This window comes from Haloferax prahovense (genome assembly GCF_000723845.1).
Taxonomy (GTDB): domain Archaea; phylum Halobacteriota; class Halobacteria; order Halobacteriales; family Haloferacaceae; genus Haloferax; species Haloferax prahovense.
In genome coordinates, this window is record NZ_LK053000.1 from 2,545,969 (window position 1) to 2,569,286 (window position 23,318).

29 protein-coding genes and 1 tRNA gene are annotated in these 23,318 nt (G+C 66.1%); 16 read left to right on the forward strand and 14 right to left on the reverse strand.

What is annotated here, in order from left to right; translation table 11 throughout:
* The first annotated feature begins 163 nt into the window (after positions 1–163).
* The gene (gene arcD / locus BN984_RS12820) at positions 164–1,621 is read left to right on the forward strand and encodes an arginine/ornithine antiporter ArcD (RefSeq protein ID WP_008092990.1); all 1,458 of its coding nucleotides are present in this window, start codon (positions 164–166) and stop codon (positions 1,619–1,621) included.
* 43 nt (positions 1,622–1,664) lie between these two features.
* On the opposite strand, the gene BN984_RS12825 is transcribed toward arcD, so the two are convergent.
* Together BN984_RS12825 and BN984_RS12830 are read right to left on the reverse strand one after the other, a co-directional pair.
* Positions 1,665–2,294: a PH domain-containing protein gene (locus BN984_RS12825; RefSeq protein WP_049968384.1), complete on the reverse strand. Its 630-nt coding sequence runs from the start codon at positions 2,292–2,294 to the stop codon at positions 1,665–1,667.
* A complete protein-coding gene (locus BN984_RS12830) occupies positions 2,291–2,920 on the reverse strand; it encodes a PH domain-containing protein (RefSeq protein WP_049968628.1) in 630 nt (209 codons plus the stop codon). Before BN984_RS12830 ends, BN984_RS12825 begins: the two co-directional genes overlap by 4 nt.
* A 139-nt stretch (positions 2,921–3,059) precedes the next feature.
* Here BN984_RS12830 and BN984_RS12835 point away from each other — a divergent pair, with 139 nt between their 5' ends.
* From BN984_RS12835 to BN984_RS12855, 5 genes are all read left to right on the forward strand, one after another.
* Positions 3,060–3,545 carry an Lrp/AsnC family transcriptional regulator gene (locus BN984_RS12835; RefSeq protein ID WP_004977292.1) on the forward strand — a complete coding sequence of 162 codons (486 nt, stop codon included), beginning with the start codon at positions 3,060–3,062 and terminating at the stop codon, positions 3,543–3,545.
* On the forward strand, positions 3,542–4,693 hold the full coding sequence (locus BN984_RS12840) for a pyridoxal phosphate-dependent aminotransferase (protein WP_008092998.1): 1,152 nt from the start codon (positions 3,542–3,544) through the stop codon (positions 4,691–4,693). Before BN984_RS12835 ends, BN984_RS12840 begins: the two co-directional genes overlap by 4 nt.
* Positions 4,694–4,813: 120 nt before the next feature.
* A complete protein-coding gene (locus tag BN984_RS12845; protein ID WP_004977289.1) occupies positions 4,814–5,239 on the forward strand; it encodes a universal stress protein in 426 nt (141 codons plus the stop codon).
* Positions 5,240–5,378: 139 nt separating this feature from the next.
* Complete coding sequence (locus tag BN984_RS12850) at positions 5,379–6,095, forward strand: DUF7504 family protein (RefSeq protein WP_008093002.1); 717 nt, start codon at positions 5,379–5,381, stop codon at positions 6,093–6,095.
* A 134-nt stretch (positions 6,096–6,229) separates the two neighbouring features.
* Entirely contained in the window at positions 6,230–8,248 is a 2,019-nt protein-coding gene (locus BN984_RS12855; protein ID WP_049968629.1) for a hypothetical protein, read from the forward strand.
* Here BN984_RS12855 and BN984_RS19790 read toward each other — a convergent pair whose 3' ends face one another.
* The 4 genes from BN984_RS19790 to guaB all read right to left on the reverse strand — a co-directional run bounded on the left by BN984_RS19790 (position 8,249) and on the right by guaB (position 12,088).
* Entirely contained in the window at positions 8,249–8,389 is a 141-nt protein-coding gene (locus BN984_RS19790) for a DUF7503 family protein (RefSeq protein ID WP_008093006.1), read from the reverse strand. It lies immediately after the preceding gene.
* A 180-nt stretch (positions 8,390–8,569) separates the two neighbouring features.
* Positions 8,570–9,160, reverse strand: a complete 591-nt coding sequence (locus tag BN984_RS12860; RefSeq protein ID WP_004977278.1) for a HalX domain-containing protein — start codon at positions 9,158–9,160, stop codon at positions 8,570–8,572.
* A 153-nt stretch (positions 9,161–9,313) separates the two neighbouring features.
* Entirely contained in the window at positions 9,314–10,402 is a 1,089-nt protein-coding gene (locus BN984_RS12865) for a TrmB family transcriptional regulator (RefSeq protein WP_049968385.1), read from the reverse strand.
* 189 nt (positions 10,403–10,591) lie between these two features.
* The gene (guaB, locus tag BN984_RS12870) at positions 10,592–12,088 is read right to left on the reverse strand and encodes an IMP dehydrogenase (RefSeq protein WP_008093012.1); all 1,497 of its coding nucleotides are present in this window, start codon (positions 12,086–12,088) and stop codon (positions 10,592–10,594) included.
* A 394-nt stretch (positions 12,089–12,482) separates the two neighbouring features.
* On the opposite strand from guaB, the gene BN984_RS19110 reads away from it, so the two are divergent.
* The 5 genes from BN984_RS19110 to BN984_RS19475 all read left to right on the forward strand — a co-directional run bounded on the left by BN984_RS19110 (position 12,483) and on the right by BN984_RS19475 (position 14,644).
* On the forward strand, positions 12,483–12,680 hold the full coding sequence (locus BN984_RS19110) for a hypothetical protein (RefSeq protein ID WP_081909200.1): 198 nt from the start codon (positions 12,483–12,485) through the stop codon (positions 12,678–12,680).
* A gap of 84 nt (positions 12,681–12,764) precedes the next feature.
* Positions 12,765–13,661 (forward strand): DUF5794 domain-containing protein, encoded by an 897-nt coding sequence (locus BN984_RS12875; RefSeq protein ID WP_008093013.1) that lies wholly within the window; start codon positions 12,765–12,767, stop codon positions 13,659–13,661.
* 42 nt (positions 13,662–13,703) lie between these two features.
* Complete coding sequence (locus tag BN984_RS12880) at positions 13,704–14,090, forward strand: secondary thiamine-phosphate synthase enzyme YjbQ (RefSeq protein WP_049968386.1); 387 nt, start codon at positions 13,704–13,706, stop codon at positions 14,088–14,090.
* Positions 14,091–14,183: 93 nt separating this feature from the next.
* Positions 14,184–14,411 carry a DUF5795 family protein gene (locus tag BN984_RS12885; protein ID WP_013035372.1) on the forward strand — a complete coding sequence of 76 codons (228 nt, stop codon included), beginning with the start codon at positions 14,184–14,186 and terminating at the stop codon, positions 14,409–14,411.
* A gap of 56 nt (positions 14,412–14,467) precedes the next feature.
* Positions 14,468–14,644: transfer RNA gene (locus tag BN984_RS19475), tRNA-Trp, on the forward strand.
* Positions 14,645–14,833: 189 nt separating this feature from the next.
* Here BN984_RS19475 and BN984_RS12890 read toward each other — a convergent pair.
* Positions 14,834–15,091, reverse strand: a complete 258-nt coding sequence (locus BN984_RS12890; protein WP_008093020.1) for a hypothetical protein — start codon at positions 15,089–15,091, stop codon at positions 14,834–14,836.
* A 104-nt stretch (positions 15,092–15,195) separates the two neighbouring features.
* Between BN984_RS12890 and BN984_RS12895 the strand changes: the two genes are divergently transcribed.
* Together BN984_RS12895 and hdrA are read left to right on the forward strand one after the other, a co-directional pair.
* On the forward strand, positions 15,196–15,576 hold the full coding sequence (locus BN984_RS12895; protein WP_008093021.1) for a hypothetical protein: 381 nt from the start codon (positions 15,196–15,198) through the stop codon (positions 15,574–15,576).
* A 103-nt stretch (positions 15,577–15,679) separates the two neighbouring features.
* Entirely contained in the window at positions 15,680–16,165 is a 486-nt protein-coding gene (hdrA, locus tag BN984_RS12900) for a dihydrofolate reductase HdrA (protein ID WP_008093022.1), read from the forward strand.
* Positions 16,166–16,219: 54 nt separating this feature from the next.
* Here the strand turns inward: hdrA and BN984_RS12905 are convergent, their stop codons facing one another.
* From BN984_RS12905 to BN984_RS12925, 5 genes are all read right to left on the reverse strand, one after another.
* Positions 16,220–17,317 (reverse strand): glycosyltransferase family 4 protein, encoded by a 1,098-nt coding sequence (locus BN984_RS12905; protein ID WP_008093023.1) that lies wholly within the window; start codon positions 17,315–17,317, stop codon positions 16,220–16,222.
* Position 17,318: 1 nt separating this feature from the next.
* Entirely contained in the window at positions 17,319–17,696 is a 378-nt protein-coding gene (locus BN984_RS12910; RefSeq protein ID WP_049968387.1) for a 6-pyruvoyl trahydropterin synthase family protein, read from the reverse strand.
* Positions 17,697–17,702: 6 nt separating this feature from the next.
* Positions 17,703–18,701 carry a zinc-binding dehydrogenase gene (locus BN984_RS12915; RefSeq protein ID WP_049968388.1) on the reverse strand — a complete coding sequence of 333 codons (999 nt, stop codon included), beginning with the start codon at positions 18,699–18,701 and terminating at the stop codon, positions 17,703–17,705.
* A gap of 3 nt (positions 18,702–18,704) precedes the next feature.
* Positions 18,705–19,490, reverse strand: coding sequence for a GTP cyclohydrolase III (locus tag BN984_RS12920; RefSeq protein ID WP_049968389.1), 786 nt, complete (start codon positions 19,488–19,490; stop codon positions 18,705–18,707).
* Between the two features lie 167 nt (positions 19,491–19,657).
* The gene (locus tag BN984_RS12925) at positions 19,658–19,912 is read right to left on the reverse strand and encodes a hypothetical protein (RefSeq protein WP_049913415.1); all 255 of its coding nucleotides are present in this window, start codon (positions 19,910–19,912) and stop codon (positions 19,658–19,660) included.
* A gap of 78 nt (positions 19,913–19,990) precedes the next feature.
* Here BN984_RS12925 and BN984_RS12930 point away from each other — a divergent pair, with 78 nt between their 5' ends.
* From BN984_RS12930 to BN984_RS20075, 3 genes are all read left to right on the forward strand, one after another.
* On the forward strand, positions 19,991–20,773 hold the full coding sequence (locus BN984_RS12930) for an HAD-IIA family hydrolase (RefSeq protein WP_049968390.1): 783 nt from the start codon (positions 19,991–19,993) through the stop codon (positions 20,771–20,773).
* A gap of 108 nt (positions 20,774–20,881) precedes the next feature.
* The gene (locus tag BN984_RS12935) at positions 20,882–21,478 is read left to right on the forward strand and encodes a DJ-1/PfpI family protein (RefSeq protein ID WP_004063616.1); all 597 of its coding nucleotides are present in this window, start codon (positions 20,882–20,884) and stop codon (positions 21,476–21,478) included.
* 78 nt (positions 21,479–21,556) lie between these two features.
* Positions 21,557–21,691, forward strand: coding sequence for a hypothetical protein (locus BN984_RS20075; RefSeq protein WP_004968055.1), 135 nt, complete (start codon positions 21,557–21,559; stop codon positions 21,689–21,691).
* Between the two features lie 96 nt (positions 21,692–21,787).
* Here BN984_RS20075 and BN984_RS12940 read toward each other — a convergent pair whose 3' ends face one another.
* Together BN984_RS12940 and BN984_RS12945 are read right to left on the reverse strand one after the other, a co-directional pair.
* Complete coding sequence (locus BN984_RS12940) at positions 21,788–22,186, reverse strand: OsmC family protein (protein WP_049968391.1); 399 nt, start codon at positions 22,184–22,186, stop codon at positions 21,788–21,790.
* Positions 22,187–22,289: 103 nt separating this feature from the next.
* On the reverse strand, positions 22,290–23,006 hold the full coding sequence (locus BN984_RS12945; RefSeq protein WP_008093034.1) for a metal-dependent hydrolase: 717 nt from the start codon (positions 23,004–23,006) through the stop codon (positions 22,290–22,292).
* Between the last annotated feature and the right edge of the window lie 312 nt (positions 23,007–23,318).

Consider the following 23,318-nt stretch of genomic DNA (forward strand, 5'->3'; position numbering starts at 1 on the left):
CTATCGGAATACGTGACTGTTCGGAGCGACCGCCCGCGGCGACTCGCCCTCAGTATTACTGTCGAGAATTATATTGTCAAACGAAAGTACGTCATTGCATAACAATGCACTTGAATCATAACACGACATAATTTTATGCTCTAAAGTTATTTGTCGAGCTACGATGGGAACTGATAGGTACACACCGCGGTCGTACGACGACATCGCCCCGGAGCAGCGCCCGACGCTGAAACAGGCACTCGTTCCGGTGCTCGGACTCGTCGCCTTCCTCGGTCTCGGGTCGGCGTGGTTGGGACTCGACCCGCACATCCCGCTCATCTGGAGTATCGCGCTGGTCGGCCTCCTCGGACGGTTCGTCTGGGGCTACACCTGGGAGGACCTCTACGAGGGCATCGAACGCAGCCTGGCGATGGGGCTACAGGCGATTCTCATCCTGTTTGTCATCTACGGCGTCGTCTCGACGTGGGTCGCCGCGGGGACGATTCCGGCGCTGATGTACTACGGTCTCGACCTGCTGTCGCCGCAGGTGTTCCTCCCCGCCACGGCGCTCCTCGTCGGCATCGCCACCTTCGCCATCGGCTCGTCGTGGACCGCGGTCGGCACGCTCGGCGTCGCCTTCATCGGCATCGGCTCCGGGCTCGGCGTCCCCGAGCCCATGACGGCCGGCGCGATTCTCTCCGGCGCGTACGCGGGTGACAAGCAGTCGCCGCTGTCCGACACGACGAACCTCGCAGCCGCCGTCACGAACACCGACCTCTACGACCACATCCGCGCGATGCGAAGCGGGACGGCCGTCGCGTTCGGCCTCTCGCTCGTCGGCTTCGTCCTCCTCAGCCTCGGCATCACCGGCGCGATTCCGGCCGGCCAAATCGCCGAGATTCAGACCGCCCTCGCCTCCTCGTACGACATCACGCTCCTCGCGTTCCTGCCGCTCGCGGTCACGTTCGGCCTCGCCGCGGCGGGCTACCCCGCGCTGACGGTCCTCCTCGCGGGCGCGTTCGCCGGCGCGTTCACGAGCATCCTCGTGCAGGGCGCGTCGTTCGTCACGGCGTGGCAGACGTTCATGAGCGGCACCGGCCCCGAAACCGGCTCCGAACTCGTCAACAGCCTGCTCGCCTCCGGCGGCGTCTCCGGCTCCGCGTGGACTATCGCCGTCGTCGTCGCGGCGCTGACGCTCGGCGGCCTGCTCGAACAGACCGGCGTGCTCGCCGTCCTCGCCCACCGCCTCCAGCGCGGTATTCGGAGCCCGCGCCTGCTCGTCGCCTCCACCGGCGTCTCGGCGATGCTGACCAACGCGCTCACCGCCCAGCAGTACATGAGCATCGTCGTCCCCGGCATGACGCTCCGCGACACCTACGACGAGTTCGGCCTCGACAGTTCGGACCTCTCGCAAGCCATCGAGTCCGCCGGGACCCCGACCGGTGCGCTCCTCCCGTGGCACGCCGGCGGCGCGTACATGGCCGGCGTCCTCGGCGTCTCGACCCTCCAGTACGCCCCGTACTACATGTTCGGCTACCTCTCGCCGCTCGTGTTGTTCGCCTTCGTCCTCGCGGGCGTCGGCTTCTCGGGGAACGGCACGGCACAGCCCGGTCCCGCCGCTCCGGCGGCGGACGACGACTGACGCACGGAAACCCGCGCCGCGAACCGAAAACTACCGTTTTTCCTTACCGCTCTACCGCCGCCCTGAGCGCCCGCACCTCGTCGCGGACGGCGACCCACTGCTCGACCGTGCCGGGGAGTTCGTCGCCATCGCGGTCGTCCCGACCCTCGATTCGGTCGCGGACGGCACCGGGGTCGTCAACGTCCTCGAAGCGGATTGCGCCGCCGCCCGCGGCCTCGACCGAGACGGTCCCGTAGCCGAACAGCGACCCCGCAACGCCCTGCGAGAGCGCGCTGTTCTGGACGCGGTCGAGGGAGACGCGCTGGACGGTCCGAGAGAGGACGCCCGACTTCCGGTAGAGCGCCCTGTCGGTGACGACAAAGCGCGTGTTGGTGACGCGGAGGTACGACCACGCCGGCAGGAGGGGTCCGACGAGGGCCACGAGTGCGAGCGCCGGCGCGTCGTTCACGACGGCCACGGCGACGGCCACGACGGCGATTGCGCCCCCGACGACCGCGGCGGGGATGACGGTCTGTATCCGCGGGCGACCCGCCCAGCGGACGGTCTCGTCGTCGCCGCGGGCCAGCCAGTCGTCGATGGCCGCGGCGGTCGCAGAATCGGCGTCGCCGGCCGCCGAGTCAGTCGCGGCGCGCTCGGACGGCGAGTCCGCGGGGCTCGAATCGCCGCCCGTCATCGCTCGTCGGTCGTCGCGTCGAACTCGAAGTCGCTCGGTTCGAGCGCGTCGGCCGACGCGCCGGAGGCGGACTCGGTTCCGTCCCCGTCGGGACTGTCGTCGCCCGCGGCGACCCCTTCGTCGCCTTCGACGGCCCGCCGAATCGCGCGGAGTTCGGTCAGGATGTCGTCGAGGACGGCGGCCTTCCCCTCGGCGTCGGTCTCCGGCCCGGCCCGGCGCTTGATTCGCTCGTTGATGAGCGTCTGGAGCGACTGCGGGTCGGCGACGTTCTGGAAACTCATCTCGATGCCGCTCCCGCCGGCGGTGCTGATGTTGACGGAGCCGTAGCCGAACTGCGCGCCGAGGAACGTCTGGCTGTAGGAGGTGTCTTGGACCTTGTCGAACTCGATGCGTTGGACGCTCCGAGAGAGGACGCCCGACTTCCGGTAGAGCGCGTCGGACGTGACGACGTAGTTCGTGTTCTTGTGCGAGAGGTACGACCCGACGAGAAGCGGGATGCCCACGAGGACGAGCGAGAGCGGGACGCCGACGATGAAGGAGGGCACGAGGCTGTAGGGATGCGGGGTGTCGGCCCAGAGCACCGCTTCGTCGTCGTCGAGGGTGAGCCAATCGAACTCGGTGTTCATGGCGGACACGTTTCCGCCGGCGGCGGAATAGTGTTCCGCCGGACGGGTCGGCGACGACGACCGTCGCATGACACTGTGTGACACGACAATTCCGCCCGGTTGGGCAAACCATTTTACGGATGCCTGCAACGGACTGTCCATGGACAAGCAGTCACTGCTCGACTTGCTGCGTCACGACGCTCGCGAGAGCGTAGATGACATCGCCCGCCAGCTGGGCGCAGACGCCGAAGCAGTGGCAGCAGCGCTCGAGGAACTCGAAGAAGACGGGGTCATCCGTGGCTACCAGGCGGTCGTCGACTGGAACAACGTCGACGAGGAACACGTCCGGGCGCAGGTCGAAGTCGACGTCGAACTCGACCGCGAGACGGGCTACGAGGAGATCGCCCGCCGCATCGCGCGGTTCCCCGAAGTCGCCACGCTGCGACTCGTCTCCGGCGACTACGACTTCTTCATCGAGGTCGAGGGCGCGTCGATGCACGCCGTCTCGAACTTCGTCTCCGAGCGCATCGCCCCCATCCCCGAGGTCACGAAGACGGTCACGCACTTCGTGATGGACTCCTACAAGGAGGAGGGCATCGAACTCGGCGACGGCGACGACGACGACCGGCTCTCAGTGTCGCCATGACGCTCGGCGACCAGCTTTCGGACCGCGTCAAACAGGTGCCGCCGTCGGGGATTCGGAAGTTCTTCGAACTCGCCGAGGAGGTCGACGACGTCATCTCCCTCGGCGTCGGCGAACCCGACTTCTCCGCGCCGTGGGCCGCCCGGACCGCCGCCATCGACTCGCTCGAACGCGGCAAGACCTCCTACACGTCGAACCGCGGGATGCGCGAACTCCGCGAGGCCATCTCGGAGCGCGTCACCCGCTATGGCCAAGAGTACGACCCCGAAGACGAGATTATCGTCACGACGGGTGCGAGCGAGGCCGTCGACCTCGCGTTCCGTGCGTTCGTCGACCCCGGCGACGTGGTGGCGATTCCCCAGCCGTCGTACATCTCGTACACGCCGGGAGCCATCTTCGCCGGCGGCGAACCGCTGCCGGTACCGACTCGCGCGGAAGACGAGTTCACGCTCACCCCCGAGGCGCTCGAAGCCGCCGGGGCCGACGAGGCCGACGTGCTGGTGCTCTGCTACCCGAACAACCCGACCGGCGCGGTGATGTCCGACGACGAACTCGCCGACGTGGCCTCGTTCGTCAGGGACCACGACCTCGTCGTGCTCTCCGACGAAATCTACTCCGACCTCCGGTACGAGGACGACCACGCCTCCATCGCCACCCATCCCGGGATGCGCGAGCGGACCATCGTGTTCAACGGCTTCTCGAAGGCCTACGCGATGACGGGGCTGCGGCTCGGCTACGCCATGGGGCCGCCCGGAGCCATCGACGCGATGAACAAGGTCCACCAGTACGCGATGCTTTCGGCGCCTACGACGGCGCAGTACGCGGCGCTCGAAGCGCTGCGGTCGTGCGACGACTCCGTCGACGAGATGCGCCGCGAGTACGACCGCCGCCGGCGGTTCGTCCTCGCCCGCTTCGAGGAGATGGGACTCGACTGCTTCGAGGCGAAAGGCGCGTTCTACGTCTTCCCCGAGGCCCCCGACGGCGACGACGAGGCGTTCGCCGAGGGCCTCCTCGAAGAGCAGAACGTCGCGCTCGTTCCGGGGAGCGTCTTCGGCGAGGGCGGCGAGGGCCACCTTCGAGTCTCTTATGCGACGGGGATGCGCGAACTCCGCGAGGCGATGGACCGTATCGAGGCGTACGTCAGCGACTGAGACGTCCTGCCCCGCCCCGGCCGTCAGCCCCGACCTGCCGGTAACTCCGTTTCTTGACCGAACGAGCGGCGCACCGGTGTGTGCGAAGGATTCACACAGATAGGGCGCGTACATCCAGCGATGTACGACGAAATCCTGCTCCCCGTCGACGGGAGTCCGGCGGCCGAACAGGCGATACCGCACGTGTTCGACCTCGCGGAGCGGTACGACGCGACGGTACACGTGTTGTTCGTCGTGAACACGACGCGGGACAACGCGGGTATCATCGGCGGGACGGTCCTCGAAACGCTGGAGCAGGAGGGCCAACGCGTCGTCGACGAGGTCGTCGAACGCGGCGAGAGCCGCGGCATCGAGACGGTCGGGGCCGTGCGACGGGGCGCGCCCCACGAGACCATCCTCGACTACGCGACGGAACACGGCGCGGAGGTCATCGCGATGGCGACGCACGGCCGGACGGGCGTCGAACGCGTGCTCCTCGGGAGCGTCACCGAGCGCGTCGTCCGGACCGCGCCGGTGCCCGTGCTGACCGTCCGGGCGACGGGGTAATCTGACCCGCCGTCTCGGGCGGGCGAAGCGGCCGAACACGCCCCAATCAGAGTTCACCATCAATAATGACACATAGTGACACATTTCGAGAGACCAACACGCAAAGTATTATTAAATATGGTTTCCTCGTGCAACACGAATGGTTTCGGGAGGTGACACGGACATCGCCGTGACGGAGGACACGTCCACGTTCCAACTCGGGCTGGACGACCTCAAGCGACGAGGGAGCGCACTCCTCGTCGTCGGGTCGGTTCCGACGGAACTCTACTCACGCGCGTCCAAGCAGATGCTCGGCGCTCCCGACGAGCCGCGACGCCGCCTGTTAGTTCTCAACGACTCGACGCCGCTCGACACCCGCCTCGACACGGACATCCAACGCTCGAAGGAGTGGACCCGCGTGGTGCGGTACTCGACGCTCGAACGGAGCGCAGCGGCGTCATCGTCACCGTCGGCCGCCGTCCCGACTGCGGTCGAGACCTGCGAACGCCGGGTGAGCGGTGGCCTCGGCCAACTCGGCGCGGAACTCGCGACCGACGTGACCGAGTTCGACAGCCTCGCCGGGGGGCTCTCTCCGGCCGAACTCCGCGTCGCGTTCGACTGTCTGCCGTCGCTCCTCTCGCGGTACGAGCGGGACCACGTGTTTCGGTTTCTCCACGTCATGACGTCTCACGTCCGCGCGCGAAACGGGATGGTCCACGTCTGGTCTCCCGGCGGCCGCGAGGACGAGATCAATCGGATGCTCGAACCGCTGTTCGACGCCGTCGTCGAACTCGACGTCGAGGGCGCGGAGGTCCGCCAACGCTGGCACCTCCGGCGGAAGGGGGTCTCGTCCGGCTGGTTTCCCTTGGAGCCGTGACGTCCTCGCGACCAATACGTTTTTTACCCTAATCGTGTCACATAGACTCAATGGAATCGTCCGGGCAGGGCAAGCGGGCTGACGCGTCTTCCACGCTGGAAGTCGGCTTTTCGCTCCCTTCGGAAGGCGCGGGGTTGGTCGTTCGGGATAACGTCGAACGCCACCAGTTCATGCTTCGCACGCCGTCGCCTGTCGCGCCCGAACCGGCCGACCGGCGTCGGTTCTCGCTCCCGACGGACGCGGCGGTCCGCATCGAGACCGACCGTATCGGGTTGGCGGCGAACACTGTCGTCTGCGTCCGCGACGAGGCGGGGTCGATGCTCGCGCAGGTCGACCAGCAGGGACACGAGGAACTCGACGCGGCAACCTACAGCATCGAACTCTTCGGTGCGGTCAAGACGTACCTCCGAGTCGAGGGACCGCTGACCGTCGACGCGAAGCCGCTCGAAACCGTCCTCTCGTTCGAGGAGCCGCAGACGGTGTACGTCGGTGCGCGGTCGTCGCACGAGAGCCCCGCGACGACGGTCACGACGACCGACGACCCGCTGGACGTGATGGAGGCCGTCTCGGCGTTCAGCTCCGCGCTCAAGACCACGAGCGTCGAGCGGTCGTACCCCACGCTCCGAGGTCACCCGCCGCTTCTCGAGTTGGGCGACGAACTCGACATCCCGGAGGGGATTCACGTCCCCGAGACCGGCGTCCGAATCGAACTCCCGCCGACGCTGAGTCACATCTTCGTGGCGACGCCGCTGGCGTACTATCTCGGCGCGAGGCTCGTCCCCGGTGACGCCCCCCGACTCGTCGCCGAAGACGGGTTCGTCCACGACTTCGACGGCCCCCACGGATTCGAGGAGTCGGTCGCGCGAGCACTCAAACGGACGTTCTTCCTCGACTGCGTCGTTCGGACGGAGGGCATCTACGACGTGCCGCTCCACGAGCGCCAGACGGTCGAGTCGCGGACGGACATCGACGTCGAGCGGCTGTACGACGCGTCGCTCGGCGAGCAGCTCTCGGCGTACTTCGAGATACCCTACGAGCACATCGCCGACCTCGTTCCGGAGTGGAAGCTGACGACGCACGTCGCGCCGCAGACCGACAACATCGAACTCCTGCCGTTCATCACGAACGACCTCGCGGTCGTCAGAACGCCGACGGGGACCGAAGTCCCCCACTCGGAGGTGCAAGCCGCCGTCGTCAACGATTTCCTCCGCGACGACATCGTCAGGAGCGCGGGCGCGACGACCCCGAACGAGACGTACGTCAAGCCCAGTTCGACCGACTCGGTCGAGCAGGCGTGGATAAGCGACGGAACGCCGGTCGGCGCGAGCAAGACCACTCCCGCCGCCTACCGGAACCGGCTTCAGCGCAAGCCGACGCAGGGGGACATCGGTATCACGGTCGTCTGCAACGACCCCGAGATGCTCGCAGAAACGGACATCGTCGACGACGTCTACGGCTCGCGCGACGGGCTGTCGTTCGACGTCGACGCCCACTACGACCTCAGCCGGGCGGAGCTTCGAGAGATACTCGCCGAGCCGACGGACTTCCTCCACTACATCGGCCACATCGACGACGACGGCTTCCAGTGTCGCGACGGCAGGGTCGACGCCGAGACGCTCGACCACGTCGGGACGGGGGCGTTCTTCCTCAACGCCTGCCAGTCGTACGACCAGGGGCTCGCGCTCGTCGAGGCCGGCGCTATCGGCGGCATCGTCACGTTCAGCGAGGTCATCAACAGTCAGGCGGTCGGCGTGGGGCGCACGCTGGCCCGACTGCTTAACGGGGGATTCCCGCTGCAGGCGTCCCTCGACGTGGTCCGAACCGACAGCGACATCGCCCACCAGTACGGCGTGGTCGGGGACGGTGGGCTATCGGTCGTTCAGACCGAAAGTGGAGTCGCCGTACTCTGTGAGGTCGCACAGCTACCAGACGACGAGTACAGTCTCTCGTACAACTCGTATCCGACGTCTCGATGCGGACCCGGGTCGCTTATCATACCCGCCTTACCCGAGACGAACGAATACTATCTCTCCTCGCAGGGCCTCTCCGACATCAGGCTCACGGAGGCGGAGCTTCGAAACTTCCTCGCGTTAGAACAGATTCCGGTCGTCTACGACGATACGGTCTACTGGGACTGCGAATTCCTCTCGTGATTACGGGCCGTAGATGACTCCAGTGTTGCCGGCTGCCACGCTTCCCGCCTGTGAGAGCAGGAGCGTGAGCGTGAACAGGACGCCCATCATGCGGGGGTTCTGACGGAGGTACGCGACCATCTGGTTGCTGTCGTCGGACATGTGCACTTACCCCAAGGAGCGAGCGCGAAATATAATTTTTCGTGTATATCTGATATGAAAATAACTTAATTAAGTGAACACGTGTCGCAAGTAATCGTCGACGTCGCAAACAGCGCTGTAGGCGCTCGAAAGCGGGAAAGAGGGGTGAAAGGGGTCGGCGACCGGAACGCCCGCACCCGATTAGGAGCTGTCGATGTCGACTTCGCCGCCGATGTCTCGGTAGACTGCGGAGATTCCCTCGGTCTCGTCGAGTTGGCCGAGCGTCTCGTCGAGTTCGCGCCGGAGTTCGGTCAACCGGGCGGTGAGCTGTTGATACTCTTCGTTTTCTTCGAGCGCCGCTTCGTCCTTTTCGGACTCTAAGAGCGCCTTCTTCGACGCGAGGGAAAACAGGTCCTGAATCCCTACGTCGTAAGCGTTTCGCAGGATGAGGTTAGAGACGGTGTCAGTCAGCGCTTCGCGCGAGACGGGCTTGACGAGGTAGTCGTCGAAGCCCATGGCGATGATATCGAAGTCGGGCTCGACCGCGGTCACCATCGCGACGCGGCACTCGAAGCCACGGTCCCGAATCTCCGAGAGCGCTTCGTCGCCCGAGAGGTCGGGCATTCGACGGTCGAGGAGAACAACGTCAACCTCGTCGTCGAGCTTATCGAGCGCTTCGCGGCCGCCGTAGGCGACACGAACGCTGTAGTCGTTCCTAAGCCAGGTTGCGTACAGATCGGCGAGGTCAGGCTCATCTTCAACGATGAGCACCAGTGGCTGTTCTGCGCTCATTGGTAGTGTAGGGGTGTTCCGGGGACGCTCACGAAACTCAATGTCGTGCAGTGGTATATCAAAATACCTCTTGTCTAACGCCGTCCGAAACTGCGCTTGTGCGCACTAATTGCCCCCCGGAGTTGTTATACATTCCGGCGAATCGAACAGATTTCACCTGTCAGATGTCTCTGAGATCTCCTCGACGGTGATTCGGTTCGCCTCGACATCCTCCAAGACCGCGCCCCACCCGCCGACGGTGTAGGTCCCCTCGTCGGTCTCGACGGTCAGACAGACCTGTCCCGCGAGTTCGGAAAACGACAGCGTGTCGGTCGGCGCGGAGACCGCCGTGTAGTACACGTCGGTTACTTCGCCGGTGAACTCTATCGGGTCGCGCTTGTCGGTCTCGTAACCCTTGATGTGGGTGATGATACGTTTCCCGTCGCGGATGAGCGGCTCCGTGTCCTGCACGAAGTGTCTGATGTCTGAATACACGAACGGAGGTTCGTCCGTCTGTGCGTCGTAGACGACTTCCCAGACCTCCCACAGCGCCGTCTGGAAGTACCAGTGGAAGACGTACGCCAGCGTGTAGTCGTCGACGAGGACGCCGTACTGGTTCATGGAGCTGTCGTGCGGCGCGAAGCACGCGCCCGTCCGGTCCACGATAGCGACGAACGGCGTCGGGAGGGTGCGGTGTCTGACCTCCGTGGCGACCCCGTCGTACTCCTGTTCTGCGAGCGGTTCGAGTTCGTCGGTCCGTTCGGGATGCAACACGACCTTCACCAGCGCGCCGTTCTCGTACGCCTCCGAGAGCGCCGGCTTGAGTTCGTCGAACTGCTCGGGGGTGACGGACAGCTGCACCTCGCCGTCCGCCTCCCGAATCATCTCCTCCGCTCGGTTGAACACCGTCTCGAAGCGCTTGACGATGCTCAGCATGTGTCGGTCGACCGCGGGCTGCTGCCAGCGCGTCTCTATCTCGGAGGCGGCCTCGTCGAGTTGGACGGCGCGGCTCTTGAGGTCCTCCATCACCGACTTTGGGTCGCACGCCCGCGCGTGCAAACTGTCCTGTTCGTAGGTCTCGATGTAGCCTTTGGCCTCAAGGTCGCGGAGAACATCGTAGATACGGGCAGTCGGTACGGCGCAGGCGTCGGCGAGTTCGGTCGCACTCGCCGCGCCGAGTTGCAGAAGCGCGACGTAAGCCTCCGCTTGATACTGTGACAACCCGGCGTTCCGAAGTGCGGTCCGTAGCTCCGCGGTATCCATCGCTTGTAGAGGCACGACATACATCCGTATTAATTATCCCATGTCTTCGTCTCGTCCGCGTGACAGGAAGTGGCCGCAGACGACGTCGAAGCGTGCGGCGAGAGAAAGAACAGCGGAGCGGCGACCGGCAAAACGGGGCACGTCGGGGAATGATTCGGGCGCGACGAAACCGGGGAGCGGGAGAGCGCGTTACTCGCTCGGGCTGTAGTTCGGCGCTTCGTCGGTAATCATCACGTCGTGGGGGTGGCCTTCGGTCTGGCCGGCGGCGGAGACGCGGACGAAGCGGGCGCGCTCTTTGACCTCGGGAATGGTCTCGGCGCCGACGTAGCCCATGCCGGACTGCATGCCGCCGACGAGCTGGTGGAGCTCGGACGCGAGCGAGCCCTTGTACGGCGTCGCGGCCTCGACGCCCTCGGGGACGTACTCCTCGTCCTCGTTGTCCTCCTTGAGGTAGCGGTCGGCACCGCCGGACTGCATCGCGCCGACGGAGCCCATGCCGCGGTACTGCTTGTACTTCTTGCCGTTCATCGTGATGACGCGGCCGGGGGCCTCGTCGGTGCCGGCGAAGTAGGAACCGAGCATGACGGCGTCGGCTCCGGCGGCGACCGCCTTGATGGCGTCGCCGGAGTAGCGGATGCCGCCGTCGGCGATGACCGGGATATCGTACTCGGCGGCGACGTCGGCAACCTCCGCGACGGCCGAAATCTGGGGCATGCCGGAACCGGAGACGACGCGGGTCGTACAGATGGAACCGGGTCCGATGCCGACCTTGATTCCGTCCGCGAAGTCGACGAGTTCGGCCGCGGCCTCGCGCGTGCCGACGTTCCCGACGACGACGTCCGCCTCGACGGACTCCTTGATTTCGCGGGCGGTGTCGATGACGTTGAGGTTGTGCGCGTGGGCGCAGTCGATGAAGATGACGTCGACGCCGGCGTCGTCGGCCATCTGCGCGCGCTCGTCGTCGAACGGACCGACGGCGACGCCGCAGACGAGGCGACCGTCGTCGTCGCGGGCGGCGTTCTCGTGTTCGCGTCGCTGGAGGATGCCCTGCATCGTGACGAGGCCGACGAGGCGGCTGTCGTCGTCGACGATGGGGACGCGCTCAATCTTGTGGTCGTACATGAGTTCGAGCGCGTCGCGGGCGGTGACCTCGCGCTCGGCCGTGATGACCTCGTCAGTCATGGCCTCGCCGACCTCGTCGGACTCGCCGACTTCGAGGTACGGGCGGATGTCGGTGCCGGAGATGATGCCGAGGACCACGTCGTCGTCGTCGACGACGGGCGCGCCCGAGACGCCGGCGCGCTCCATCATCTCGTCGACCTCGCTGATGGTCTGGCCGGGGTTGGCCGTGACCACGTCTTCGCGGCGGATGACGAGTTCGTCGGCGCGCTTGACGCGCTCGATTTCGCGGACCATCTGCTCGGCGTTCATGTTGCGGTGGAGCACGCCGAGACCTCCCTCGCGGGCCATCCCGATAGCCATCCCGCTCTCGGTGACGGTGTCCATCGCCGCGGAGAGGATGGGAATGTTGAGTTCGACGTTCTTCGAGACGCGCGTCGACACGTCGGCGTCGTCGGGTTCGACGCGGCTCTCCATCGGGCGGAGCAGCACGTCGTCGAATGTGAGGGATTCGGGTACCCGTAGCTTCTCGGTGAAGGGTTCTCGGTCAGGAACGTCGTTCGCCATATCAAGCGTGGTTGCGGCGACGACAAAAGGGTTGCGAGATAGCACGGGCGTGTCGATGTATCGCAAACCAGTTCGGTGATATATGCACATTCATGAGTATTCTTCACATCGCCGGCGGACTGAGACGACCACCAGAACACGCGACGAGACCCGCGAGCGACGGACGCCGCGGCCGCGACTGCTCGGGGTGTTCGTCCCCTCGTCACGGTGTACCGAATCACAAGACCATCGTGAATAATCACCATATTCATGAACTTGTACCACAGTATCTTCGAGATATCAATCTATATCCGACGAATCTTCAGTCCTTTTTATAAGGTGGGCAGAGATACCTATGGTCCATGCGGTCGTATCCCACACAACGTTTAATACTCCTGTCCTAATGTAATCTTGTATGGACTCCACGTGTCCCGCCGCATCGCGCATTGCCGGTCAAACGACCTCCGACTCCGGCATTCTCTTTACATCGATGTGGCAGACATTTAAACAGGAGTTCAATTTCGGACGAAATGGGCTTCGCGTGCAGAGCGCCAGCACGCCCCTGTCCGAATTGCGTTCGTATCGCCGCTTGGGCCATGGTGAAGGCCAGTAACATCGAATGAGTGTCTCACGCCACCCGGTCGCCCTTCGCCTCGAGCAACAGGTAGGGGGTGCCACCCGTCTGCTCGCAACCGTCATGGGGCTTCCCCTCGTCGACGGCATCTTCCCCGCGCTCATCATCGCGGGGGCGCTGACGACCGCCGCAGGCGACCCCTCGGTCGCAGGCATCCTCCAGACCGGCCTGCTCATCTTCGGTGGGTCGGCGACGGTCGCGGTCATCCTCGCCGAGATGGACGGCACGCGCCGCGAACAGCTCACGTCCATCCTCCTGCTCGGCGCGTTGCTCATCCCGGTCGCGGTCGCCGAGGCCGCCGTCGCGGAGACCATCGAGACGCTCCTGAACTTCGAGGTGTTCCACCGCTTCGCCGGCCTCGTCATCCTGGCCGTGGCGGCGAAGACGGCCTCCTCGAAGGTCGGCGAGTATCTCCCGTCGCCGAGCATCATCATCGGTCTCGGCCTCGTTGCGAGCTTCAATCCCGCCGGGTTCGAACTCATCGTCAACCCCGACCCGATGCGCCTGCTCAGCGCCGGCGCGGCGGCCGGCACGGGCGTCGGCTTCGCCGGTGCCATCGCGCTGTTCGCCCCGCGGCTCCGCGGCAACGTCGACATCGACCTCTTCCGCTTCGGTAGCTCGGTCGCCCTCGGCATGCTGGCGCTCGACGTGCTCGGCCTGATGCCGACGCAGGCCCCCGTCGCTCTCGGCGTCCTCGGCGTCACCGCGCTGTTCGCGTTCGACCCCGGCTCCGACGGTGCGGACCTCGACGAGTTCGTCGACGACGCGTCCGACTCCGAATCGGCCACGCCGAACGCGAACGGCGCGGCCGCGGCCGGGCCGGTCGCAGACGGCGGCGACGACGTCGAGTCGTCAGAGGACTACGAGGCGTTGGTCGACAACGCGGACGAGACCGACGACGACTCCGAACCGGGGTACGGCTACCCCGGCGAAGAGGAGTCCCGCGCGCCCTGGCTGTAGTCCGCCGGGCGACTTTTTCTCCCGGCCGACGAACCCCGTCGCATGCGACGGACCTTCGACGTTCGAACCGAGCGCCGGCTTCAGGTCATCGACGTAACGGACGAAGTCGCCGACGCGGTGCCCGCGAGTTACGACGGCGTCTGTACGGTTTTCTCGAAACACACCACCGCCGGCGTCTGCGTCAACGAGGCCGAACCGCGACTGCTTGGTGATATCGAGTCGATGCTCGCCGAGGCGGTCCCCGACGACGGCTGGGACCACGACGAACTCGACGGCAACGCCGACTCGCACCTCCGGGCGCTCCTCGTCGGCAACGGCGTCTCGATACCGGTCGCCGACGGCGGCCTCGACCTCGGCCGATGGCAGTCCGTCCTCCTCGTGGAGTGCGACGGCCCGCGCACCCGGACCGTGACGGTTGCGATGCCGTGAACCGGACCGGGGTGCGGCCGCGCGGACGCCCGCGGCGACGTGGACTCCAACCGCTGGCGGAGGGCTTACTTACTTCGGGACGGTTGCACGGGTATGAGCAACCGCGTCGTACAAGGACGGATGGTCACGCCCGAGACGCTCGCCGAACTCGTCGAGGGCGAGCGCCCGATGGACGCCGAGCCGATTCAGGACGCCGACTTCGACTGCCCGGAGTGCGGCGAGAACGTCATCCAGGTGGGCTACATGCCGAGCGTGACGGAGTTCGTGACGGCCTACAAGTGCCAGGAGTGCGACTGGGCCGACGACGACCGCGACGAGTAGAATCGAAACCCCTTTAAGAAAAATCGCCATACGAGAGAGTGCAGACAGCACGAATCGGGGCTGTGGCCAAGCCCGGCATGGCGACTGACTCCAGAGGCTTGGCGCCCGGGACGACACTCCAGCTGATATACTGAGCGGCCGACTGATCATCGGTCGTGTTGACGACCCTCTGGAGTTCCGAGGTGCCCACCGGAGATATCAGTCGATCGGGGGTTCAAATCCCTCCGGCCCCACTCTAACCTTAATTCTAACGCAGGGTTTTAACAAGGAGCAGCGGCGCTCTCGCATGGGTTCTCTCCCACTCGGGAGGTGCGTTCTCCGTGAGCGATTCTCCACCAGAAAAGAGCGCTGCCGACGGAGAAGGATTAACAGCTCGGTGGTCCAGTCAACACAGGGTTTCCACGAGAGCCACGAAGCCGCCCTCACAGTAGAAACGACAGGGAGCCCAGCGCGAACCCCGCGGCCACCGCGGCCGTCAACCGAACCGCCTGCTCGTCGGGCACGCGGAAGACGCCCGCCGCCATCACCGAAACGGACCCGCCGAAGAGACCTCCCCGAAATATCTCGGCGACGCCCGTGACCGAGTCCGTGGGAACCAACACCTGAAGCGCGACCAACCCCGCGAGTCCGATGAGGACTAACGCGCCGTCGCGCCGGAGGTCCCGCGGCTGCTTCTCCATGCCCCGCAGTTGTTGTCGCTCGTTTGAAAACGATTGGCGTTCGGTTCGGTGTCGATACCACAAAGATACCGATGAACTATAGGCGCTTGGAGCGACGGCGCGGTATGGTACGGGACACAGCGCGGCGACTCGCCGAATATCTGAACAGGCGCATCGGCGACGGACTCCGGACGGTGGTCATCGCCGACGACGACGGGTACGAACTGGAGTATCTCCGCGACGACCTCTCGGAGCGATACACGAAAGGGACGTTGACTGAAGTCGTCTCCGACCTCCGCGTCGAGACGCCGTTTTCGACCCCCGGAATCGACACCCATCCCATCGGCGAGCGCCGCGCCGTCGTCCACTACTACGAGAACGCGTTCGTCCTGCAGTTTCCCTTCTCCGAGGCGGAGCGAATCATCATCAGCATCGGGACCGACGCCGGGACGGACCTCCTCCAGTTCATCGAGGACTGTCGGCGAATCGTCGACCGGAGCGGCTGAGCGTCGGTCCGTTGGTCGTCGAAGGTCCGACGACGCCGGGACGGACCCGGGGCGACGCCGGCGCTGCACAACGATTTTCTCTCACGCGCCCGACGTGAGAGTGATGGAACTCGTCTCTGTCGCCGCGCTCGCCGAGAACCGCGTCATCGGCCGCGACGGCGAACTCCCGTGGCCGAGCATCCCCGCCGACAAGGAGCAGTACCGCGCCCGCATCGCCGACGACCCGGTGGTGCTCGGTCGGACGACGTTCGAGTCGATGCTCGACGACCTGCCGGGGAGCGCCCAAATCGTCATGAGCCGAAGCGAGCGGTCGTTTTCGGTCGACACCGCTCACCGCGCGGCGAGCGTCGAGGACGCGGTCGACATCGCGGAGTCGCTGGGTGCGGAGACGGCCTACGTCATCGGCGGGGCCGCCATCTACGCGCTGTTCCAACCGCACCTCGACCGGATGGTGCTGAGCCGCGTCCCCGGCGAGTACGAGGGCGACACGTTCTACCCCGAGTGGGACGACGACGAGTGGGAACTCGACGACGAAACCGACTACGAAGGCTTCACGCTCCAAGAGTGGGTCCGCGTCGACCGCGACTGAGACGTACCAGTCGCCTCCGAGCGCGCCCACTGTGCGTTTCTGCGCCCGTGGCGGCTACTCGTGGGCCCCGTGCGACCCCGCGTCGTCGCCGTCGACAAGGTCTAACAGAAAGGAGCGAATCTCCGCCGCCGTCTCGTCCCACGTCGGGTGTGCGAGAAAGCGGTCGCGGGCCGAAAGCGAGAGCGACAGCAGTCGCCGACGGTTCCGACACAACGGAGCCACGGCGTCGGTGATTTCGGCCGAATCGGTCGGGTCAACGACGAAGCCGTCCTGTCGGTGGGTGACGAGTTCGCTCGCGCCGCCGGCCGACGAGACGAGCGCCGGCAGGCCGAACCCCATCGCCTCGACCGCCGCGATGCCGAACCCCTCGTAGTGGGAGGGGAGCGCGAACAGGTGGGACTCCCGGAGCGTCGCGGCGAGGTCGGCGTCCGACAGCCGGCCCGCGAAGGTCACGCGGTCGTCGATGCCACTGTCGGCGGCGAGGTCCGAAAGCGAGTCGGCGTAGTCGGCGTCGACCGCCGCGCCGACGACCGTCAGCTCCCAGTCGCCGCGGACGCGGGAGAGGCCGCGGAGCAGGCCGTCGACGTTCTTCCGCGGTTCGAGGTTACAGACCGTGACGGCCCGGAGTGGCCCGTCGGTGGCGCGGGTCCGTATCTCGTCGTCACCGAGGGGCGCGCCGAACGACGAAAAACGGTCGCCGGCCGGGCGCGCCACGACGCTCGGTTCGGGGTCGGTGACGGCCGCGACCGTCCCCTTCGTCGTCTCGCTGTTGAACACGAACGCGTCCGCGGAGCGGAGATACCGAGTCTCGACGGCGCGCCTGGCGTGTCGTCGCCACGCCCGGAACTGCTCCAGCGAGTTGAGGTGGTGGACGACCGAGACGACCGGGATGTCGTCGTCGAGCGCGGCGTTCGCGCCGGCGAGCGAGGGGTGACACAGTTCGTCTTGCAAGAGCACATCCACGTCGAGGCCGCGGAGGCGACGCGCGGCGGTGACGTTGTCTCGGAGTCGCTTTCGGTACGACCGCTCGGGGAGTGAGACGACGGTCACGTCGTCGCCGGCGGCGCGGAGCCCATCGACGAGTTCTAGGTCGTAGCGATAGCCGCCTGAGCGGTCGTCGAGCGGGCCGTAGACGACGATTCCGACCCGCACGTCAGAGCGGGGTCTCGTAGGTCGCGCTCGCGGTGTCGTCCTCCCAGATGCGAACGGAGACGTGTTGGGGCGCCTCGGGTGACGCCGCCTCGACGAACTGTTCGCACACCTCGCGGGCGAACCGCTCGACGCTCGGGTTCTGCCCGGCGAACTCGACGAGTTCGTTCATCGTCTCGTCGCGGTAGCGAGACAGCGTCGCGTCCAACGCGGCCTTCACGTCGTCGATGTCGACGAGATAGCCGTACTCGTCGAGTTCCGGTCCCGACAGCTCGACCTCGACGGTGAATGCGTGGGAGTGGAGCTCACCCTCTGGTCCGGGGTTCGGAACCGTCAGGTAGTGCTGGGCGATGAGGTCCCTGCGAACCGAGACGCGGTACATGAACTGTCAAGCGTTCCGGTAGGTAAAGAGGATTTGGACGGCCTCGTCGGGGGCGTCTTCGAGGAGTCGGTAGGCGCGCTCGGCGGACTCGACGTCGATTCGGTGGGTCACGAGCGGGTCCAGCGGGAGGTCTTCGAGGTGGTCCCACGCCAAGGAAAAGCGGCGGTCGGCGTCCCAGCGCCCCCGGAGGTCGGGGTCGATGGTGCTGACCTGACTGCTCTCGACGCTGATTCGCGAGCGGTGGAACCGCCCGCCGAGGTCGAGCGTGGCGGGCTTGGTGCCGTACCACGACCCGACGACGACCCGACCGTCGTACCGCGTCACCGACAGGGCGTCGTCGAGCGCGTCGGGGTCGCCCGAGAGTTCGAGCGTCAGGTCGGCCCCGTCGGCTGGCGCGTCCAGCGATTCGGGGTGAACCACCTCGTCCGCGCCGAGTCCCTCGGCGATTGCCCTGCGCTCGGCCACGCAGTCGACCGCGGTCAGGCTCCCGACCGGGAACTGCGCGAGGAGTGCGGTGGTCACGAGGCCGACGACGCCCTGTCCGAAGACGACGACGTGTTCGCCGATGAGCGGCCGACCGTCCATCACGAAGTTGAGCGCGGTCTCCATCGTCGGCAGGAGCGCGGCGCGCTCGTCGGTCACGTCGTCGGGGACGGAGATGAGTTCCGAGGGAGACGCCAGAAATCGGCTCTCGTGAGGGTTGAACGCGAAGACGCGGCTTCCGAGCCGCGAGTCGGGCACGTCGTCGCCGACGGCCTCGATTTCTCCGACGGCGGCGTAGCCGTAGCGGAGCGGAAACGAGAGATCGCCCTCGAGCGCCGCGATGGACTCGTCGGCGGCGAGGTCGGTCGGGGCCTCGCCGCGGTAGACGAGTCGCTCGGTCCCGGAGCTCACGGCGGAGGTCAGGGTTCGGACGCGGACCTCCTCCGGTCCGGGGGCGGGAACGTCGCGGTCGCGGACCTCGACGCGTTCGGGGGCCACGAAGTAGACCGCGCGACCCTCCATCGTTCAGTCGTCTGCAGTCTCGACCGCGGCGTCGGCGAACTCGACGGTCGTGCCGCGGTGGCGGCAGTCTTCGAGCGCGTGCTTCGCCGCGAAGCCGGCCTCGTGGGCGTTCGACGCCGTGCCGACGCCGACTTTGAGTTCCACGTCCGCCTCGGCCTCGACGTGGTCGATGGCGGCGCGGTACTGGTCTTCGGTGAGGTCGGGCGTGACCGAGATGATGTTGTCGCCGCCGACGAAGAACGACAGCGCGCCGTGTTCCTCACGCAGATAGCGCATGAGCGACGCGTAACCCTGTTCGATGTGGATGAACGTGTCGAACTCGTTGAGGCGGTCGGTGTACTTGCCCGTCGCGTCGTTCACGTCGAAGTGCGCGATTTGGAGGTCGGTCGCCGAGCGGTCGGCCTCGGGGAGCGTCTCCCCGGAGAGCACCTCGCGGCGGTCGCCGTCCTGTGCGCTTCCGGCGCGCTGGATGCGGTCGGTGGCGCGTTCGAGTGCGACCGCGGGTGAGCGGTCGACGCCGACACCGAGACTGAGCGTTACGGGATAGCGATTTCCGATAGATTCCTGCAGCAGTTCGTGGTCGTCGCGGTCGAGCCCGTTCGTGACCGCGACCATGTTGTCGAACCGGGTGAAAAACGCGTACCCGTCGCGAGAGCCGACGAACTGGGCCAAGTCGGCGAAGAGCCGCGACTGGAGCGTCTGGAGGTCCATCTCCCGCCGCGGGTCCGGGGTGACCGTCCACGGCCCGTAGTTGTCGATTTGGACGAGTGTCAGCTGCGTGTTCGTCACGGTAGACGAGTAGGGCGACGCGCATATTGGTCTTTGGTTCTGTGACGGTTCCGCCGCTACGTCGAACCCGACGCACCCGACGCTCGCGGCGCGCTCACCGCCGACGCGAGCGCGCCACGCCGCGCTCGTTGACGGCGACGAGGCGCGCGATGGTGAGGGAGAGCCCCTCAGGCCGACGACTCGCGAATCGTCCGGCTGGCGACCACGTCGAGGACCGCCCACGTCAGCACCCACACGACGAGCGCCGTGAGGACGATTGCCGTCGTCGACAACAGCGGGACGACGACGGAAAACGTGGCCACGATGGAGTAGGTCAAAAACAGCGCGACCATCGCCGTCACGAGCCCGTAAACGCCCATGGCGCTGTTGCCGGTCGCCGGCCCGCGCAGCCACCCGACCAACCGCTTCGAAGAGACACCCATATAACGACATATGTCACCAATGAACATAATAGTTCTCTCGGGCGAACGTTCAACAGCTCCGCCTCCCTACCGAGGACGATGGACTACCGAGGCGTGGTTTTCGACGTTGACGGAACGGTCGTCCGCGGCGACGAAGCGATACCCGGCGCGCTCGACGGACTCGCCGCCGTCGACGCCGCCGGACTCGACCGACTGTTCGTCTCGAACAACCCGACGAAGGCCCCCGTCGCCTACGAGGCGCGACTCCGCCGGGCCGGCATCGACGCGACCGCCGACGAGGTCGTCACCTCCGGCACGACGACGACGGTGTACCTCGCCGACAGACATCCCGGCGCGCGGACGTTCTGTATCGGCGAGGCGGGCTTCCGCGACCAACTCCGTGACGCCGGCCTCGAACTCGTCCGTGCCGGCGACGACCCCGAGGTCGTCGTCGTCTCCGTCGACCGCGAGTTCGACTACGACGACCTCCGCGACGCCAACAGCGCGCTCCGGTCCGGGGCCGCCTTCTACGGCACCGACCCCGACGTTATCATCCCGACCGCGGACGGCGACATCCCCGGGTCGGGCGCGATTATCAACGCCGTCGCGGGCGTCGCCGAGCGCGACCCCGACGCGATTCTCGGCAAGCCCTCGCGGGTCGCACAGGAGTACGTCCTCGACAAGTTGGGCCTGCCGCCCGAGGAAGTCCTTATCGTCGGCGACCGCCTCGACACCGACATCGCGTTCGGCATCGACGCGGGCATGGGAACCGCACTCGTCCGAACCGGCGTGACCGACGACGCGGTGCTCGCGGCAAGTGAGTACGAACCCGACTACGTCCTCGACGGCCTCGGCGACATCGGGCGCATCGTCTCGAAATAACCGGCTTCAGTCGCTCTCGCGGCCAGACCTCGACTCCCGAGCCGCCGCCATCTCCACCTGCACAATCATTATCGTTCTGACGCGACAACTACCGCGTGGGTGATGCCCATGTCCGGAAAGAAGATTCTGCTCCTCGCTGGCGACTTCGTCGAGGACTACGAGATTATGGTACCGTTCCAGGCGCTGCAGATGGTGGGTCACGAGGTCCACGCAGTGTGTCCCGAAAAGGAGGACGGCGACCGGTGTAAGACCGCCGTCCACGACTTCCGCGGCGACCAGACGTATCTGGAGACCCGCGGCCACGACTTCGCGCTGAACGCGACGTTCGCCGATATCGACCCCGCGGACTACGACGCGCTCGTCGTCCCCGGCGGGCGCGCGCCCGAGTACCTCCGCGGCTACGACGAGGTGCTCGACGCCGTCCGGCACTTCTTCGACGAGGGGAAGCCGGTCGCCGCAATCTGCCACGGCCCGCAGATTCTCGCCGCCGCGGGCGTCCTCGACGGCTACGAGATGACCGCCTACCCGGCCGTTCGCGCGGAAGTCGAGCGCGCGGGCTGTTCGTGGGTCGACGAGGTGACCGTCGACGGCAACCTCGTCACCGGGCAGGCGTGGCCGGACCACCCCGAGTGGTTGGCGGCGTTCCTCGACGTGCTCGGCACCGAAATCAGCCACGAACCGGCCGCCGCGGCCGCTGACGACTGATTCGCCGCGGCGCTCACGCGGTATCGCGCGTGAGAATGTCTGACAAAGATTTTTATTAGGTGCGACGAAGGGAGTGGTATGGAAGAGCCGAACAGCCCATACTTCCGCGAACAGGTCGACGACGTCGTCGAATCGGACCCCCAAGACCGCGAGGTTATCATCGTGGAAGGCGAGGCTATGAGTCTTCGAAGCTATAAGAAGCGCCGCTACTGACCCGGCGGGGCGTCTCCGAACCCGCCGCGACACCCGTCGCTGGCGGCTTCGACTTCTGCGAAAAGAATGCGTATCGGCCCGAGCGGCGAGCGACGCTTAGAACGCGTCGCCGACGACGGTCACGTCGGCCTGCAGTTCGCCGCGGAGCGCGTCGTGGACGTGGCAGATGTCCTCGGCGAGTTCCGCGATTTCGTCGAACTCGTCGTCCGAGAGGTTGGACTCCACGTAGACGTCGAAGCTGATGCGCTCGAGGTCGTCGCCGTCGTCGAGGTCGGCGTCGGCGTCGATCTGGACCTTACCGAGGTCGTCGAAGCCCGTCTTCTGACCGCCGACGCGGAACGCGGGGAGGAAACAGGAGGCGTACGTCGCGACGAGCGCGGCGTTCGGGTTCGGGCCCGTCTCGTCGGTCGCGTCGATCTGGAGGTCGAAGTCGCCGACCTGGCTCGTGCATGCGAAACCTTCTTCGCTGACAGTAGAGGTCTGGATGTCGGACATTCGTTCCGAGGAACGGAGCGACCGACCCTAAAAGTTCCTCAATAGGACAACGGTGTGCACAAGCGACGACCCGAGACGGGCCGTCGCCGAGCGAGGCGAGGGGTTAGTGGAGCGTGAACGACTCGTCGCCGTCGAGGGCGTGGACCTCGGCCTGACTGCCGGCGGCCTTCACCTCGCGCTCGAAGTCGCGCACGTCGATTTCGATGGCCGGGAACGTGTTGTAGTGCATCGGGAAGACGTGGTCGACGCCGAGCCAGTCGGCGGCGACAGCGCCCTGCCACGGGCCCATCGTGTAGTGGTCGCCGACCGGGAGCGCGGCCGCGTCGGGTTCGAAGTACGCGCCGAAAATCTCGCGCATGTCGGTCATGAGTCCCGTGTCGCCGGCGTGGTAGAACGTCGTGGAGTCGGCGTCGAACTCCTGTGTCGGCAGCGTATCGCTGATCATGTAGCCGCCGGGCATCCCGGCCTCGTGCTCGTAGCCGGTGTTGATGCCGTTGGTGTGGTCGGCGCGGACCATCGTGACGAACGCGTCGCCGAGTTCGACCGTCCCGCCGATGTTCATGCCGATGGTGTCGTCGACGCCCATCTCGGCTTCGACGTAGCCGGTGAGTTCGGGCGTGCCGACGACCGTCGCGCCGTCGAACTCGCCTGCGTGGGCGATGTGGTCCGCGTGCCCGTGAGTGAGAAGCACGTAGTCCGGAGTCTCCAGGTCGCTCGGGTCGAGAGACGTGGCGGGGTTGTCGAAGAACGGGTCGATGAGAAGCGAGGTGTCTCCGACCGTGACGTACCACGTCGAGTGACCGTGCCAGGTGAGTTCCATAGCACCCGAACGTTACACGCGAAATACACAAAAAGCTATTCGCAGGGGGCGGTGTGACCGCTTTTCGGCGGACGCGCTCGTCGGGAGTTCGTAGCGATGTTCCGGGAGTTCCGGCGACGTTCGAGGAGACGGTCCCGCCGCTCTCGTCTCGAATTCGACAGCAGAATCGGCCGCCCGAGTCCACTCGAACGAACTGTCCGGGACGGCCGATACACGTCCGTCACCCCAGGGCCACAAAAGCGATGAGAATCGTGCAAGAATGTCCCACGTCACCGAGAGACTCGCGCGATGTAAAAGCCTATCACGCCCCCC